We start from the raw sequence: 16191 nt of genomic DNA on the forward strand, positions 1-16191 counted from the left end.
TGCGCCACGCCCAGTCTGTTGTGCGCAGCGGCCAGCCGATAGGCAGCGGTGGGAAAACCTGCCCTAATGGCGGTTTTCATCGCCCAGGATCAGCCATGACCCGTAGCACCCTTGCCCTGCTCGTTGCCCTGGCCGCGAGCAGCGCCAGCGCCGCCGAACAGGTGCCGCTGTACAGCAACCTCAAGGACTGGCTGGTGGCGTGCGACAACACCCGCCAGTGCACGGCGATATCCAACGCGGCCGAGAACCAAGCCGACGCCACACCGACGTGGAGCCTGAGCGTTTCCCGCGAGGCTGGCCCCGAGGGCGCGGTGCGCGTCGGGTTATTCAGCTACAACGAAGCCAGCGGCCAGCCGCTGCTCGATGGCAAGCCGCTGCAGGTGAAGCTGCAGCCAGGCCAGTTGACCGAGGGCGCGGTGCCCGAGGTGTACAACGCCCAGGGAGCCGCCGCCGAAGCGCTGATCGCCGAGCTGCGAAATGGCCAGAGGCTGCTGCTGCCCACCGCCCATGGCAACGCCGTGACCTCGCTCAACGGCATGAGCGCGGCGCTGCTGCTGATGGATTCGGTACAGGGCCGCCTGGGCACCACCACGGCGCTGCTGCGCAAGGGCAGCAACCCGGCGAGCAGCGTACCAACTGCCCCGGCCGCGCCTCCTGCACCAACCTGGCAGGCGCCCAAGCCGCTGAGCGATGCCGACAGCAAGCGCGTGCTGGCCGCGGTGCGCGAGGCGATGCGCAGCGACTGGCAGCCCGAGATGTATGAGGACGGGCTCCCAGAGGGCCAGGCCTTCGCCCTCAGTGACCGCGAGGCACTGGTCATCCTCAAGACCGGCTGCGGCGCCTACAACTGCAACTACAGTCTGTACCAGGCGCCGCTCGACCATCCGCAGCAGGCGCGCAAGGCGAGCATCGCCGAAATACCCGTCTTCGAGGATCTGCCACCCAATGGCAGCGTCGGGTTCGACCCGGCCAGTGGTGACCTGAGCAGTTTCACATTGGCCATGGGCATGGGTGGCTGCGGCTTCACCCAGCGCTGGCGTTACGACGGCAAGGGCTTCGCGCCGATCCACGCCAGCATGCTGGGCACCTGTATCGGCCTGGATTCGGCCTACTGGCCGGTGCTGTGGCGCACTGCCGAGAAGCGCTGAACCTCCGGGAACAGCTTGCCCAGGGTGCGGCGCGCCTGCGCCGCCTGCAGGTACTCGTCGAGCAGCCCTGCCAGCTCCTCGAAATCCAGGCGCCTACCGTCCAGCATCGGATTGAACAGCCACAGCCGCAGGCGCATGCCAGCGGCGACCGGACGCGCATCCGGCGCGGCCAGCGATTTGAAGCACGGCGGCGCAAGCCCCGGCACGCGCTGCCCGGCCATCAGCGAGAACACCAGCGCCATGCGCAACGGGCGCTGGTCGATCTCGAACCCATCGAAGCACGCCCAAGGCGTGGCCTCGCCGGCGTTGGCGAACTGCACGCTGTCGGCGCTCAGCACCATCACGCAACGGCCGTTGCGGCGGCTGAACGCCTCGGCACAGGCGAGCAGCAGCAGACCCGCCGCGAGCAGCAAGGCGCCGGGCACCCAGCACAGCCACTGCGCGGAACGCATATGGATCAGACTCGGCAGGCTGACCAGCCAGCCGCCGACGAACAGCAGCAGCGCGGCCCCAAAGGCGCTGAAGAGCGCTTGCCCGGAGGCCCGCTCGTGGATTTCGCAACGCTGCTGCGGGCCGTCGGCGTGAGCCTGAAGTTCGCTCAGCAGCGCCTGGCGGCTGGCATCATCCATGTTGTTTCAGGGCATCGAGCTGCTGCTGGGCCAGGGCGGCTTGCACGTAGGCGGTCAGCAGCGCGGCCAGGTCATCGATAGCGAGCTTGCTGCCACCGCTGGCCACGCCGGCGGAGTTGATGCGCACATGCGGCCGAGGCTTTTTCAGCACCATCGCCTGGTTGCCGAACAGCACCGATACCGGGCGATGGGTGGGCAGCACAGCGGTTTCGCTCAGGGTCAGCTTCTGCAGGGTTACCAGGCCTTCGTCCTTGACGAATACGTCGACCACATCGGTCAGGTCGATGGGCCCGCTGAGTGCGCTGTGCTGCAGTTCGCGGCGGGTCAGGCGCATGAACACCTCGCGGCCGGCGTTGCGGTGCTGCCAGGTGAGCAACAGGAAGAACAGCGTCAAGAAGCCACCGCAAATCATCAGGCCGGTCTTGCCGATACTGAAGCCGCCCCACAGGATGCCCAGCGCGCCCAGGGTCAGCACCGGACCGAGTACCCAGTAACGCTTGGTGTTGGTGAACTCCATCTGCTCCGGCACCCGCTCGATGACCTGGGTGAGTTCGGCGATCACGGCGTCGCGCTGGGCACCACGCGGGTAGGCAGTGCCTTCACCGGAGAAGTTGGACGACTGGGGCTGGCTCATCGGAAAAATCCTCGCATAGACATGATGCCAGGATTATCCGATTCGCCGCACAGCCTGGGCAGCGCAGCGGCTGCTACTCACAACAATCAGCCGCCCGCTCGAAACTCTGCCGTCCGCGCCAAGCGTGTCACTGGCCCTGCAGGTAGTCGGTAAGAAAGGCCTGGGCGTTGCCCTGCTCCGAGAGGCTGTTGTCATAGCCGACCATCAAGGGCTTCGCCTCACCCGGCAGGTACAGCTCGCCCCAGCCGTTGCGCACCAGTAGCACCACGAACTTGTTGCCATCGACCTGGGTGCTGTAACGCGTGTCGTCGGCATTTTTTTCCACATCCATACGCTGGATACGCATGTCCCAGCCATGGTCCACGCCTTCGACCTGCACCAGGGCCCGGTTCTCGCTCCGTGCGCCGATGCGCAAGGTCCACACCTTCACGCCCTGCTCGCCGGAAAACGCCACCACCTTGGGCGCCACCTCCGGACGCTCCTCGGCCTGTACAAAACCGCTGGCAAGCGCCAGCAGCATGGCCAGCAACGCGGTACTTCTCGCGAAAATCATCATGCATCTACTCCCGTTGAAATCGACCATTGAAATCAACGTGATGCAGCGTGGCTAGCAGCACAGCCGCGGCCCACAACAATAAAGCGCTCGATCACAATGACTGACGGTCGAAGGTCGATCGCAGTAAGATGTCAAAGTGTGTCGACCGCCACCCATGGATACGCCCTTCCCGATGCAACGCTGGACCCCTTACCTGGACACGCAATTCTGCTTCGACCATCCCTCCGCGCTGGCCAAGGCAGGGGTGTTCGACCCCAGCACCCCGCGGGTGATGGGCAGTGCCATCGGTCACTACCGCGCGCGCACCGTGCGCCCGCACCTGCAGTATTTCGACTGCGACCTGCAGTTCCCCGAGCCGCTGCGCATTCACAAGGTACTGCCCGGCAGCCTGTGCATCGTGCAGGTGCTCGACGGCAAATGGGAGCACCGGGTTGACGGGCAACTGCACCGCTACACGCCCGGCACGCCCCGTGTGCTGGGCGTCAGCGAATGCATGGAGGCGGTCGATCAGTTGCCGGCCGGCAGCCACGCGCGCATGGCCGGGCTGCGCATCGCCGGCGACTACCTGCATGAACTGGCCGAAGCGGACCCTGACCTGCAACCGCTGCTCGGCCTGCTCGACGACGGCATCCGTTTTACCGAGCTGCAGCGCTGCAAGGCACTCGGCGGGCTGCTGCAACGGCTTTACCAATCGCCCTATCACGGCGCCTTGGAACGCCTGCATCAGGAGAGCCTGAGCCTGGCCGTGCTGGTGGAGCTGGCCGCACACTTCAAGGGCCGTACCACGGCCGCGCCGCAGCCGGTTCGCGGCCAGCGCGACCTGGCCCATGAAGCGCGCCGGTTGCTCGATGCCAGCCTGGAACAGCCGCCGGGCAGCCAGGCCCTGGCGCAGCAGCTGGGGGTCGGCGAAACCACCTTGCGCCGGGCCTTCGCCCAGGTATTCGGTCAATCCATGCTGCAGTACGTGCGCCAGCAGCGCATGGAGCTGGCCCGCACGCTGCTACGCCAGCGCAAATGGCAGGTGGCGCAGATCGCCTATCGCCTGGGCTACACCAGCCCGGCCAACTTCAGCCATGCGTACCGCGCGCATTTCGGCCACCCACCGGGGGCGGAACGCTAGCGAAGCGGCGCGCGCGTCACTGACGCGACCGGTTCAGAAGCCTTTTACCGGGTGTGCCGGAGCAAGGAGCAACTTCGCCAATCTGCTCTAGACTCGATAAGGTAAAAGCCGCTCGGAGACAGGGCGGCGCGGCGCATGAATCGAGTCGGGGGCATGCTTCAGCACCAGTTGCCGAGAGCATCACTCTTCACCAAGACCGGATAGGGCGAAGCCGGGGCCCTGCTGTCATCCAGGCCCGGTCACCCGACGTGCGCGCACCTGAATACTGGATCGTCCACATGCTCAGCAGGTGTCCCTATGCCCCCCTCTGCCCTTCGCCTCTCCACACGCAGTCTGCTTTATGCCAGTTACGCCTGCCTGCTGGCGCTGATGCTGCTGATTGCCGGCGTCTCGCTGTATAACCTCACCACCGCCGACCGCGAATTCTCCACCTATATCGGCGGCGTCGAGGCCCGCGCGCGCCTGGCCAGCAAGCTCAGCGATACGGTGAAGAGCCGGGCCATCGAGCTTCGCAACCTGGCGCTCAATACCGCGCCGGCAGAGCGCGAGAGCAAGCGCGGCGCAATCGAAGCGCGCGAGAAGCAGGTGGACGATAGCCTCGCGGCACTACGCCAGGCCATCGCCACGCATAGCGATGTATCGGCCGAAGGCCGGGAAATAATGGCGCACATCGAAGCGCTCGAGGGGCGGTACCGCCCGGTGGCCCACACCATTGCCGAACACCTGTTCAAGGGCGAGGATGCCGAGGCCCTGCGCATGGTCAGCGAACAGTGCACGCCGCTGCTCGAGGAGTTGACCGGGGTGATCGACCAATACCTGGCCTACACCACCGCGGTGGCCGATCAACGGGTTGCCGACAACGAGGCGCACTCGCAGCACCAGCGCAACATTCTGCTGGTCATCACCGCATCGAGTTTCATCCTCGCGGCCGTGCTGGGCCACCTGATCAGTCGCTCACTGCTGCGCTCCCTGGGTGCCGAACCCAAGGACCTCAACCAGATCGCCCAACGCGTCGCCGAGGGCGACCTGCGTGCCACGGAACAGCCCCGGGCGGGTTCACAGGACAGCGTGCTCTCGGCATTGCAGCGCATGCAAACGAACCTGCGCGAGGTGACTCAGGGCATCGACAGTTCCTCACGCACCGTTGCCCACTCCAGCCAGGAACTGAGCGAATCGAGCCTGCGCAATGCCGAGAGCGTTGCCCAGGCCCAGCGCGAGGTAGAGCATATCGTCACCGCGGTGCATGAAATGGCAACAACGGTTCAGGATGTAGCGCGCAACGCCGAGTCAGCCGCCCAGGCGGCCGGCGAGGCCGATGAAGCCGCGCTGCTGAGCCAGCACAAGGCCGGCCAGGCGGTAAACCTGATAGGCGAGCTGGCGAAGGTGATCGACAGCTCCAGTGAGGCCATGGCGCGGTTGAAAACCGAAAGTACCAACATTGGCAGCGTGCTTGACGTGATCAAATCGGTGGCCGACCAGACCAACCTGCTGGCGCTCAACGCCGCCATTGAAGCGGCCCGGGCCGGCGAAGCAGGCAGGGGCTTTGCCGTGGTTGCCGACGAAGTACGCAGCCTGGCCCGGCGTACCCAGCAAGCCACCGCCGAGATCGAGGGGCTGATCGCCAGCCTGCAGGCGATTGCTGACGAAACGGCGGGCTACATGCAACGCTGCCAGGACTCCAGCAGCCAATCGGTAGGTGGAGTATCCGAAGCGGGTGAGGCGGTGGCGCGGATCGTGGCGATGATCGAGCGCATCAACGGCATGAACCAGCAGATCGCCACGGCGGCCGAGCAGCAGAGCGCGGTCGCCGAGGAAATCAGCCGTGGTGTGGTGTCCATGCGCGACAGCACCGAGCAATCCGCGGCGGCCTTTCAGCACGCCCAGCAGGAAAGCGAAAGCCTGGCGCGGATCAGCGAGGCGCTCAGGCAGAACATCGCGCGCTTTCGTCTTTGACGGGCCTCAGTACCGCCTGCGGCAAAGCAGCCTGGCAGGCGGCCGCTTGCCCGCCGCTTACAACTGGTCGCCCTTGAGGCCGGCGTAGAGGCGGGTCATTTCGTTGAGCTGGCGGAACATCGACTCGGCATTCACCGCCACGATGGTCGGCACGAATTCCTTGGAGGCGAAAGCCTTGGTCGCGAACTGCCAGCGCGCGTCGGTCTTGCGCAGGGCGGCGGCGATCTCCTGGTTCGGCGCGCCAGCGGCCTGCAGCTCCTTCATGATCTGATCGAACTCCTGTACCGACGCCTCGAAGTTGGCATCCAGGTTCGGCGCCTGCACGCCCCAGGCGCGGGCCATGTAGAACATCGCGGTGCGCTGGGTAAGCACACGGTTCCAGCCACTGCGGTTGATCGAGTGGGACGCGGCGTCGCCGTTGTGCTTCTCGAACAGGTCGGTGACGTGCTGGGTCTGCTTGACCAGTTCTTCGGCCTTGGCCAGCACGGCCGGCGCCTGGGCCTTGTCCGGCGTGGCGGTGACCATGGGGCGGTAGGCCATCCAGATCACTTCGACCTGCGCCAGGGCGGCCTGCACTTCGCTGTTGGTCGGGTGGGCCTTGAGCTTGGCGTGGTGATCCTCGAACCGCGCGACGCTGGTGTTGAGCTGCTCGGTGGCATCATCAACCTTCACGTCGGAGCCGATCATCATGTAATCCTTGGCCATGATCTGCCCCAGGCTGCGCTGCAGGCCGGCCATGTTCATCGCTTCCAGCGGCGCCATTTCCGCCCAACTGGCGAAACTGACCAGGCCAAGGCCCAGCACCAGGGCCTGCACGCAACGTTTGATCAACTCTTGCTCCTCACGCGCAGCGGCGCTATCGGCTGAAATAAGGGATCGTCAGGCAGCCTCGGCTGCCAGCTTTTCGACGCCAACAATGCAACGGATTCTAATCCATACGCGCGCAACTGGCCCGCCACAGATGGCTAAATGACAGCTGGAAGGTCAGTCAGATTGGAGATTGGTGACGGCGGTCACATTACCCCATCGAACGCGGCGCAGACAGGCTGGCCACGCAAAAGCCGAAGCGGACGAAAAGATCGCCATGGCTGTCGATCGTTAGCAGAGCGGCCCGGGAGGTGAGGCGGACATGGCAGGGGGAAGCAATGGCGCCTCGGGCGCCTGCCGGAACAGGCGCCCGAGGGCTGGCATCACGAGGTGATCTTGCTCTGCGCACTGGCCTTGCGCTTGGCGCGACGGGACAGCATGTTGAGGCCCTCGATGACCGCCGAGAACGCCATTGCCGCGTACAGATAGCCCTTCGGCACGTGAGCGCCGAAACCTTCGGCGATCAGCGTCATGCCGATCATGATCAGGAAGCCCAGCGCCAGCATCACCACGGTGGGGTTTCTGTTGATGAAGCGCGCCAGCGGATCGGCAGCCAGCAGCATCACGGTCACGGCGGCGACCACGGCGACCACCATGATCGGCACGTGGGGCGTCATGCCCACGGCGGTGATGATGCTGTCGACCGAGAACACCAGGTCGAGCAGCAGGATCTGCACGATCACCGCACCGAAGCCAACGGTGGCCGCACGGCCAACGAACATGTCGCCTTCGGGCTCGGGGTCCATGGCGTGGTGGATTTCCTTGGTGGCCTTCCACAGCAGGAACAGGCCACCGGCGATCAGGATGATGTCCTTCCAGGAGAACGCCTGGCCGAACAGCTCGATCACCGGGTCGACCAGCTTGACGATCCACGCCACGGTGCCCAGCAGGGCCAGGCGCAGGACCAGTGCCGCGCCGATACCGAGGCGACGCGCCTTGGAGCGCTGATGCTCGGGCAGCTTGTTGGTGAGGATGGAAATGAAGATCAGGTTGTCGATGCCCAGTACCACTTCCATGACCACCAGGGTGGCCAGTGCGACCCAGGCAGCGGGGTCGCTCGTCAATTGCAGGATATAGTCCACGATCACGCACTTTATGGCTGAACAGAAAGCGCATTCTGGGCTTTTGCCATAACGACGAATATGACAATTTGCGACAAATCATTTCTCTTTATTACCGAACTGGAATGCCCGCTGGACGGGCCTTTGCGCCTGCTCAGGCAGCCGACGAACAGCACCGATAGAGGCTGAACCGACGGCGCAACGCCATGATCCATTGCGATCGCCCGCGCCAATCTCGTGCCCGGTTGGGCACGGCACCGACCGTCAGCCCGCCTGGCCGATCTCCACGCTGTCGCCATTGAGGCGCACCGGCCACACCCGCAAGCGCTGCTCCGGGTACTCCAGGCAGGTGCCGTCGCGCAGGCGGAAGTGCTGTTTGTAGAGCGGCGAGGCGATCACCAGGTCGCCCTTGATCTGGCCGACCAGGCCGCGGCCGATCACGTTGGCGCCGGATTTCGGGTCGCGGTTGTCCACCGCGAACAGCTGCTCGCCGGCTTCGCCGTCCGGCAAATGGAACAGCGCGATCTGCGCGCCATCGTGCCAGGCCACCACGCCGGAATTGGCGACCAGGTCGGTGCTGCGGCACAGCGGTTGCCAGGTGGTGGCGGGAAGCGACTGGGCACGCACGGCATTGGGCTGGCTCATCAGAGTACCTCCTCGGTAACGGGAATCAGCTGGAGTTCGCTGGCGGTAATCGGCCGGCGTTGGCCGCGCTCCTTGACGAAATGAATGTCCGGGTCGGCGCGCTTGTCGTTGACGAAGGTGCGGAAGCGCTTGAGCTTCTCCGGATCGTTAAGAGCACCGGCCCATTCGCATTCGTAGCGGTCGACCACCAGCTGCATCTGCGCCTCCAGCTCGGCGGCCAGGTTCAGGCTGTCATCGAGGATCACCGCCTTGAGGTAATCCAGGCCGCCCTCCAGCGACTCGCGCCATACCGACGTGCGCTGCAGCTTGTCGGCGGTGCGGATGTAGAACATCAGCACGCGGTCGATGGTACGGATCAGCGCCTGGTCATCCAGGTCGGTGGCCAGCAGCTCGGCGTGCCGCGGGCGCATGCCGCCGTTGCCGCACACGTAGAGGTTCCAGCCCTTGTCGGTGGCGATCACGCCGATGTCCTTGCTCTGCGCCTCGGCGCACTCACGGGTGCAGCCGCTGACCGCGAACTTGATCTTGTGCGGCGCGCGCAGGCCTTTGTAGCGGTCCTCCAGGCGCAGCGCCATGCCGACGCTGTCCTGCACGCCGTAGCGGCACCAGGTGCTGCCCACGCAGGACTTCACGGTACGCAGCGACTTGCCGTAGGCATGCCCGGTCTCGAAGCCGGCGGCGATCAGCTCGCTCCAGATCTCCGGCAGCTCGTGCAGCTGCGCGCCGAACAGGTCGATGCGCTGGCCGCCGGTGATCTTGGTGTAGAGGTCGTATTTCTTCGCCACCGCGCCGATGGCGATCAGCCCGTCCGGGGTGATCTCGCCACCGGGAATCCGCGGCACCACCGAGTAGGTGCCGTTCTTCTGCATGTTGGCCATGAAGGTGTCGTTGGTGTCCTGCAGTGGAATCAGCGCCGGGTCGGTGATCGGCTGGTTCCAGCACGAAGCGAGGATCGAACCGACTGCCGGCTTGCAGATATCGCAGCCGGTATGGCCGCGACCGTGCTTGGCCAGCAGCTCCTCGAAACTGAGCACGCCTTCCACCCGGACGATGGCGTACAGCTCCTGGCGGGTATGGGCGAAGTGCTCACAGAGGCTCTTGTCCACCGCCACGCCACGGGCGCTCAGCTCGTGCTCGAAGACCTGCTTGAGCAAGGCGCTGCAGCCACCGCAACCGCTGCCGGCCTTGGTGATGGCCTTCAGTTCGCCGAGGTCGATGATGCCGGCGTCGACCTGGCAGCACACCGCGCCCTTGCTGACGTTGTGGCAGGAGCAAATGGTCGCGGTAGCCGGCAGCGCATCGGCACCCAGGGTCGGCGCACCGTCGGAGACCGGCAGGATCAGGCTCGACGGATCGGCCGGCAGCTTGATGCCGTTCTGGGCGTACTGCAGCAGGGTGTCGTAGTAGCTGTTGTCGCCGACCAGCACCGCGCCGATGACCCGCTGGCCATCCGCCGAGACCACCAACCGGCGGTAGCTGGCGCCCGCTTCGTCGATGTAGCGGTAGCTCTTGGCCCCCGGCGTGGCGGCATGGGCATCGCCGATGGAGCCGACGTCGACGCCCAGCAGCTTGAGCTTGGTCGACATGTCGGCGCCGGTAAAGGGTTCATGGGGCTCGCCGGCCAATTGCGCGGCCACCGCACGGGCCATGGAATAGCCCGGCGCGACCAGGCCGAAGACCATGCCATTCCAGGAGGCACATTCGCCGATGGCATAAATGAACGGGTCACTGCTGCGGCAATCGTTGTCGACCACCACGCCACCGCGCGGGGCGATATCCAGGCCGGCGGCACGCCCCAGAGCATCCTGCGGGCGGATGCCGGCGGAGAACACGATCAGGTCGGTTTCCAGATACTCACATTTACCATCAGCTCCATCATTGAAGTTCATCCGGTAGGCGTATTCCTCGCCGATGACGATCTCCTGGGTGGCGCGCGACAGGTGCACGCCAACGCCAAGGGCCTCGATGCGCGCCCGCAGCGCGTCGCCGCCGTCGGCATCCAGCTGTACCGGCATCAGCCGTGGTGCGAACTCCACCACGTGGGCTTCCAGGCCCAGGGACTTGAGGGCGTTGGCCGCCTCCAGGCCAAGCAGGCCGCCGCCGACCACCACGCCACGGCGGGCGTTGGTCGCCGCAGCGCGGATGCCGTCGAGGTCATCCAGGGTGCGGTAGACCAGGCGCGAATTGCCCTCGGCGCCCGGAATCGGCGGTACGAAGGGGTAGGAGCCGGTGGCCAGCACCAGGCGGTCGTAGCTGCGCCGGCCCTTGCTGGTGACCACTTCACACTTCTCGCGGTCGATCTCCAGCACCGGCTCGCCCAGGTGCAGGTGCACGCCGTGGCGGGCGTACAGATCAGCCTCGCCAAGGGCCAGGGCTTCGGCATCCTTGCCGGAAAAGTACTCGGACAGGTGCACACGGTCATAGGCGCGCTGGCGCTCCTCGCCATACACGTGCAGCTGATAGCGATGCAGCGCGCCGCTGGCGATCAGCTGCTCGACGCAGTGGTGGCCGACCATGCCGTTGCCGATGACGATCAGGGTCTCGCGCTTGATCGGTGTGACGATGGAGTTCATAGCCTGCCCTCTGCCTGCTGCCTGTTTTCTGCCACGCAAAAAAAAAGACGCCTGGAGCTGTTGTCAGCTTCAGGCGTCTTTGCCTTGGATTCAGTTATGTGGGGTGAGCATCAGGTCGTGGCCTGTTCACCGGCCCCATCGATGATGGGTGCACAGGGTCGATAGCAGTTTGCATGCCAAGGCTTTGAAAATACCGGGAGGCCAGTGAACACGGCCTTGCCGGGCGCGCGCACGCCGAAGCGGCTGGCGCAGGACGCGAACCAAGATGAAGCAAAAAGCCCTGAAACTCACCATATCGGGGCAACCAGCGGGTATTCGAGGCAAGCCTGGGCACGCACATTGAACCCCATCGGCGGCCATGGATTTCACCCACTCGCCCCATCCCCCTGTGGGAGGGCGCCATGCGCCCGAATTTCGCGGGCATGGACTAGGCGTCCCCGCCCGCTCCCACATGCACATCCGCGCAGCAGGCCGTGGTCAGCCCATGGGATGTGCGCAACGCACATTGAAACCCATCGCCGGCCATGGATTTCACCCACTCGCTCCATCACCCCTGTGGGAGGGCGCCATGCGCCCGAATTTCGCGGGCATGGACCAGGCGGCCCCGCCCGCTCCCACAAAAGCGCGCCCCGCGGCCTTGTGTCGCAGCAGCACAGCGCCAAGGCGCGCACCATCCGCCAGGCGCAACGGCCACTTACAGCGCAGCCCATGGCGCGACGCGCTGGCTCCGTTATCATGGCGCGATAACTGCCCCATGAGATGCCCATGCCACGTTTTATCTGCCTGCTGCTGTTGCTTGTCGTCCTGCCTGCCGGCGCCGGGGTGTTCGACAGTCGCCCGAATGCTGCGCCGCTCGGCCAGGCGCTTAACAACAGTGCCGACTTCCTGCCGGTACGCGAGGCCTTCAAGCTCAGCGTCGTGAACAGCACGCCGACCTCGGCAACCCTGCGCTTCGTCGCGGCCGAGGGCTATTACCTGTACCGCCACCAGTTCAAGTTCAAGGTCGAACCGGCCGACCTCGCCGGCGCGCCCGTCGAGGTGCCGGAAGGCCTGCACAAGAACGACCAGTACTTCGGCGACGTGCAGGTGTTCTACGAGGTGCTGGACGTCGAAGTGCCGCTGAACAACCCGGACAACCAGCCGCTGGACATTGCCGTCAGCTACCAGGGCTGCGCCGACAAGGGCCTGTGCTACCCACCTGAGACAGAGATACTGGCCATCAATGGTGGCCTTGCCGGGGGCGCTCAGAGCAAGGCCAGCTGGAGCTGGGCCGACCTGGCGCTGATGTTCGCCGCCGGCCTGACCCTGACCTTTACCCCCTGCGTACTGCCGATGCTGCCGATCCTCTCTGGCGTGGTGCTGCGCGGTCGGCCGAGCAGGAGCCGTGGCCTGGTGCTGTCGCTGGCCTACGTGCTGCCGATGGCCGCCTGCTACGCGGCGCTTGGCGCCCTGATGGGCCTGTTCGGCGCCAAGCTCAACCTGCAGGCGATGCTGCAGTCGCCATGGATTCTGGTGCCCTTCGCACTGTTCTTCGCGCTGTTCGCGGTGGCCATGTTCGGCGTCTTCGAGCTGCGCCTGCCGGCGTTCATCCGCGAGCGCCTGGACCGCAAGGCGGCGCAAACCCAGGGCGGCACCATCGCCGGCGCCGCGACCTTGGGCGTGCTCTCCAGCCTGATCGTCTCGCCGTGCATCACGGCGCCCTTCACCGCGCTGCTTCTTTATATAAGCAGCACTGGCGATGCCGTGGGCGGCGCCCTGCAGCTGTTCGCCCTGGGCCTGGGCATGGGCACGCCGCTGGTGATCTTTGCTGCCGGCGGCGGCGCCCTGCTGCCCAAGTCCGGTACCTGGATGGTCGCCGTACGCAACGCCTTTGGCGTGATGCTGCTGGGCGTATCGGTATGGCTGCTCGAGCGCGTGTTGCCGGGTGAGCTGTCTCTGGCCCTGTGGGGGCTGCTGGCCGCGGGCGTCGCGCTGTTTCTCGGCGCCCTGGAATTCACGTCGAAAAACGCCTGGGGCAAACTCGCCCAGTTGCTCGGCTTGGCGCTGCTGGTCTATGCACTCGCCGCCTGGACTGGCGCTCTGCAAGGCCGTGATGACCCGCTGCGCCCACTCGGCAGCGGCATCAATGCCGGCCAGGCGAGCACCGCGAGCGCTGGCAGCTGGCAGACCGTCAGCACGCCCGCTGAGCTGGACGCCGCCTTGGCGCAAGCCAAGAGCAGCGGCCAACCGCTGCTGCTCGACTGGTACGCCGACTGGTGCATCAGCTGCAAGAAGATCGAGCGTGAAGTATTCAATTCCACCCAGATCGGCCCGCAACTGGCCGACTACCATCTGCTGCGCTTCGACATGACCGACAGCACCGCCGCGCAACGCGCGGTGCTCGATCGCTATCAGCTATTCGGCCCGCCGGCGATTCAGCTGTTCGCCGCCAGCGGCAAGGAAATGCACGATCTGCGTGTAGTTGGCGAGATCGACGCCGCGGGCTTTGCCGAGCGCCTGGGCAAGGCGCGAGAACGTTTTTAAGCAATTCGGTCACATATCCAGCCAACCCTGCTTGGATCGTGCTGACTACTCCCAAAAACTGGACAGCCCCACGGCAATTCTGGCAGAGTCCGCGCAGCTAAAAAGAAGGAAGCCCGGATCATGTCGACCCTGCTGGTTTTGCACGGCCCCAATTTGAACCTGCTCGGCACCCGAGAGCCCGGCACCTATGGCGCCACCACGCTGGAGCAGATCAACCTCGACCTCGAGCAGCGCGCCCGCGAAGCCGGCCACCATCTACTGCACCTGCAGAGCAACGCCGAGTACGAGCTGATCGAACGCATCCACGCGGCCCGCGGCGAAGGCGTCGACTTCATCATCATCAACCCGGCGGCTTTCACCCACACCAGCGTCGCGTTACGTGACGCATTGCTGGCAGTGAGCATCCCATTCATCGAAGTGCACCTGTCCAACGTGCACAAGCGTGAGCCTTTCCGGCACCACTCCTACTTTTCCGACGTGGCGGTAGGCGTGATCTGCGGCCTCGGCGCCACGGGCTATCGCCTGGCGCTGGAAGCGTCGCTGGAGCAACTGGCGAGCAAAAACACCTGATACCGGCGCCTTTGCGCGGCGGTTCATTCGCAAACTTGAACGACCCTGACCAGACTGGGAGTTGAACACCTATGGATATTCGCAAAGTCAAAAAACTGATCGAGTTGCTGGAAGAGTCCGGCATCGACGAGCTGGAAATCAAAGAGGGCGAAGAGTCCGTACGCATCAGCCGTCATGGCAAGCAACCGACCTACGCCCAGCCGACCTACGCGCCGGCTCCTGCCCCGGTCGCTGCCGCCGCCGCTCCGGTTGCTGCTGCCGCTGACGCTGCGCCAGCCGCTGCCAAACTGAACGGCACCGTGGTGCGCTCGCCGATGGTCGGTACCTTCTACCGCGCCGCTTCGCCGACCTCGGGCAACTTCGTTGAAGTCGGTTCGACCGTGAAGAAAGGCGACATCCTCTGCATCGTCGAAGCGATGAAGATGATGAACCACATCGAGGCCGAAACCAGCGGCACGATCGAATCCATCCTGGGCGAGAACGGCCAGCCGGTGGAATACGATCAACCGCTGTTCACCATCGTCTGATGCACGGGGAACCCGTAATGCAGAAGCTGGAAAAAGTTCTGATCGCCAACCGCGGCGAGATCGCCCTGCGCATCCTGCGTGCCTGCAAGGAACTGGGCATCAAGACCGTGGCCGTGCACTCCACCGCCGACCGCGAGCTGATGCACCTGGCCCTGGCCGACGAATCGGTGTGCATCGGCCCGGCGCCGGGCAACCTGTCGTACCTGAACATCCCGGCGATCATCAGCGCCGCGGAGCTCACCGGTGCCACCGCCATCCACCCCGGCTACGGCTTCCTCGCGGAAAACGCCGATTTCGCCGAACAAGTGGAAAACTCCGGGTTCGCCTTCATCGGCCCGAAAGCTGACACCATCCGCCTGATGGGCGACAAGGTGTCGGCCAAGGACGCCATGATCAAGGCCGGCGTACCGGTGGTGCCTGGCTCCGACGGCCCGCTGCCGGAAGATGAAGCAGAATCGCTGCGCATCGCCCGCGAAGTCGGCTACCCGGTGATCATCAAGGCCGCTGGCGGCGGCGGTGGTCGCGGCATGCGCGTGGTCTGGAAGGAAGAAGACCTGATCAAGTCGGCACGCCTCACCCGCAGCGAAGCGGGCTCGGTGTTCGGCAACCCGATGGTCTACCTGGAGAAGTTCCTCGGCAATCCGCGTCACGTGGAAGTCCAGGTGCTGTCCGACGGCCAGGGCAACGCCATCCACCTTTACGACCGCGACTGCTCGCTGCAGCGCCGTCACCAGAAGGTGCTGGAAGAAGCCCCGGCGCCGCTGATCGACGAGAAGGCCCGCGCCGAAGTGCTCAAGCGCTGCGTCGATGCCTGTATCGAAATCGGCTACCGCGGTGCCGGCACCTTCGAGTTCCTCTATGAAGATGGCCGTTTCTACTTCATCGAGATGAACACCCGCGTCCAGGTCGAGCACCCGGTTACCGAAATGGTCACCGGTATCGACATCGTCAAGGAGATGCTCAGCATCGCCGCGGGCAACAAGCTGTCGTACAAGCAGGAAGACATCAAGCTGCTGGGCCACGCCCTGGAGTGCCGTATCAACGCCGAAGACCCGGATAACTTCATGCCCTGCCCCGGCAAGGTGAAGCACTTCCACGCCCCAGGCGGCTTTGGCGTACGGGTCGACTCGCACCTGTACAGCGGCTACTCGGTACCGCCGAACTACGACTCGCTGATCGGCAAGCTGATCACCTACGGGGTGACCCGCGACGAAGCCATGGCGCGTATGCGCAATGCCCTCGACGAGATCGTCATCGACGGCATCAAGACCAACGTGCCGTTGCACCGTGATCTGGTTCGTGACAAGGGTTTCTGCGAGGGTGGCATCAACATCCACTACCTCGAGAAGAAACTGGGCATGGACAAGCACTAAGCGCGTCCAGCA

The 16191-nt window shown here is 65.1% G+C and carries 14 protein-coding genes; 7 read left to right on the forward strand and 7 right to left on the reverse strand.

From position 1 onward, the window contains the following. Positions 1–95 precede the first annotated feature (95 nt). Positions 96–1148: a DUF1176 domain-containing protein gene (locus tag QYS36_RS03375; RefSeq protein WP_308838157.1), complete on the forward strand. Its 1053-nt coding sequence runs from the start codon at positions 96–98 to the stop codon at positions 1146–1148. Here the strand turns inward: QYS36_RS03375 and QYS36_RS03380 are convergent. The 3 genes from QYS36_RS03380 to QYS36_RS03390 form a co-directional block, all read right to left on the reverse strand. Then, positions 1109–1777 (reverse strand): hypothetical protein, encoded by a 669-nt coding sequence (locus QYS36_RS03380; RefSeq protein WP_308838158.1) that lies wholly within the window; start codon positions 1775–1777, stop codon positions 1109–1111. The two genes, QYS36_RS03375 and QYS36_RS03380, sit on opposite strands and share 40 nt — an antisense overlap. Next, positions 1770–2411 (reverse strand): hypothetical protein, encoded by a 642-nt coding sequence (locus tag QYS36_RS03385; protein WP_308838159.1) that lies wholly within the window; start codon positions 2409–2411, stop codon positions 1770–1772. Before QYS36_RS03385 ends, QYS36_RS03380 begins: the two co-directional genes overlap by 8 nt. Before the next feature lie 127 nt (positions 2412–2538). Next, positions 2539–2967, reverse strand: coding sequence for a hypothetical protein (locus QYS36_RS03390; protein WP_308838160.1), 429 nt, complete (start codon positions 2965–2967; stop codon positions 2539–2541). A gap of 172 nt (positions 2968–3139) precedes the next feature. Here QYS36_RS03390 and QYS36_RS03395 point away from each other — a divergent pair, with 172 nt between their 5' ends. Both QYS36_RS03395 and QYS36_RS03400 read left to right on the forward strand, forming a co-directional pair. After that, a complete protein-coding gene (locus QYS36_RS03395; RefSeq protein WP_308838200.1) occupies positions 3140–4087 on the forward strand; it encodes an AraC family transcriptional regulator in 948 nt (315 codons plus the stop codon). Positions 4088–4384: 297 nt separating this feature from the next. Next, a complete protein-coding gene (locus QYS36_RS03400; RefSeq protein WP_308838161.1) occupies positions 4385–6040 on the forward strand; it encodes a methyl-accepting chemotaxis protein in 1656 nt (551 codons plus the stop codon). A gap of 57 nt (positions 6041–6097) precedes the next feature. Here QYS36_RS03400 and QYS36_RS03405 read toward each other — a convergent pair whose 3' ends face one another. From QYS36_RS03405 to nirB, 4 genes are all read right to left on the reverse strand, one after another. Then, on the reverse strand, positions 6098–6871 hold the full coding sequence (locus tag QYS36_RS03405; protein ID WP_308838162.1) for a type IV pili methyl-accepting chemotaxis transducer N-terminal domain-containing protein: 774 nt from the start codon (positions 6869–6871) through the stop codon (positions 6098–6100). Positions 6872–7230: 359 nt separating this feature from the next. Further along, entirely contained in the window at positions 7231–7989 is a 759-nt protein-coding gene (locus QYS36_RS03410) for a TerC family protein (protein WP_308838163.1), read from the reverse strand. 243 nt (positions 7990–8232) lie between these two features. After that, positions 8233–8613, reverse strand: a complete 381-nt coding sequence (gene nirD / locus QYS36_RS03415; RefSeq protein ID WP_308838164.1) for a nitrite reductase small subunit NirD — start codon at positions 8611–8613, stop codon at positions 8233–8235. Then, a complete protein-coding gene (gene nirB, locus QYS36_RS03420) occupies positions 8613–11186 on the reverse strand; it encodes a nitrite reductase large subunit NirB (RefSeq protein WP_308838165.1) in 2574 nt (857 codons plus the stop codon). Before nirB ends, nirD begins: the two co-directional genes overlap by 1 nt. A gap of 765 nt (positions 11187–11951) precedes the next feature. Here nirB and QYS36_RS03425 point away from each other — a divergent pair. The 4 genes from QYS36_RS03425 (at position 11952) to accC (ending at position 16179) form a co-directional block, all read left to right on the forward strand. Beyond that, on the forward strand, positions 11952–13709 hold the full coding sequence (locus QYS36_RS03425; RefSeq protein ID WP_374990413.1) for a protein-disulfide reductase DsbD: 1758 nt from the start codon (positions 11952–11954) through the stop codon (positions 13707–13709). Positions 13710–13829: 120 nt separating this feature from the next. Further along, the gene (aroQ, locus tag QYS36_RS03430) at positions 13830–14279 is read left to right on the forward strand and encodes a type II 3-dehydroquinate dehydratase (protein ID WP_027909693.1); all 450 of its coding nucleotides are present in this window, start codon (positions 13830–13832) and stop codon (positions 14277–14279) included. A 71-nt stretch (positions 14280–14350) separates the two neighbouring features. Further along, the gene (gene accB, locus QYS36_RS03435) at positions 14351–14806 is read left to right on the forward strand and encodes an acetyl-CoA carboxylase biotin carboxyl carrier protein (RefSeq protein ID WP_308838167.1); all 456 of its coding nucleotides are present in this window, start codon (positions 14351–14353) and stop codon (positions 14804–14806) included. A gap of 17 nt (positions 14807–14823) precedes the next feature. Next, positions 14824–16179, forward strand: coding sequence for an acetyl-CoA carboxylase biotin carboxylase subunit (gene accC / locus QYS36_RS03440; protein ID WP_111464273.1), 1356 nt, complete (start codon positions 14824–14826; stop codon positions 16177–16179). The last annotated feature ends 12 nt before the right edge of the window (positions 16180–16191 follow it).

It is taken from the genome of Pseudomonas sp. G34 (assembly GCF_031119625.1).
GTDB lineage: Bacteria > Pseudomonadota > Gammaproteobacteria > Pseudomonadales > Pseudomonadaceae > Aquipseudomonas.

Coding starts and splice junctions, on each gene's coding strand:
- QYS36_RS03375 (WP_308838157.1), top strand. CDS start 96: ATGACCCGTAGCACCCTTGCCCTGCTCGTTGCCCTGGCCGCGAGCAGC.
- accC (WP_111464273.1), top strand. CDS start 14,824: ATGCAGAAGCTGGAAAAAGTTCTGATCGCCAACCGCGGCGAGATCGCC.
- QYS36_RS03385 (WP_308838159.1), bottom strand. CDS start 2,411: ATGAGCCAGCCCCAGTCGTCCAACTTCTCCGGTGAAGGCACTGCCTAC.
- QYS36_RS03390 (WP_308838160.1), bottom strand. CDS start 2,967: ATGATGATTTTCGCGAGAAGTACCGCGTTGCTGGCCATGCTGCTGGCG.
- nirB (WP_308838165.1), bottom strand. CDS start 11,186: ATGAACTCCATCGTCACACCGATCAAGCGCGAGACCCTGATCGTCATC.
- QYS36_RS03395 (WP_308838200.1), top strand. CDS start 3,140: ATGCAACGCTGGACCCCTTACCTGGACACGCAATTCTGCTTCGACCAT.
- QYS36_RS03425 (WP_374990413.1), top strand. CDS start 11,952: ATGCCACGTTTTATCTGCCTGCTGCTGTTGCTTGTCGTCCTGCCTGCC.
- QYS36_RS03400 (WP_308838161.1), top strand. CDS start 4,385: ATGCCCCCCTCTGCCCTTCGCCTCTCCACACGCAGTCTGCTTTATGCC.
- accB (WP_308838167.1), top strand. CDS start 14,351: ATGGATATTCGCAAAGTCAAAAAACTGATCGAGTTGCTGGAAGAGTCC.
- QYS36_RS03380 (WP_308838158.1), bottom strand. CDS start 1,777: ATGGATGATGCCAGCCGCCAGGCGCTGCTGAGCGAACTTCAGGCTCAC.
- aroQ (WP_027909693.1), top strand. CDS start 13,830: ATGTCGACCCTGCTGGTTTTGCACGGCCCCAATTTGAACCTGCTCGGC.
- nirD (WP_308838164.1), bottom strand. CDS start 8,613: ATGAGCCAGCCCAATGCCGTGCGTGCCCAGTCGCTTCCCGCCACCACC.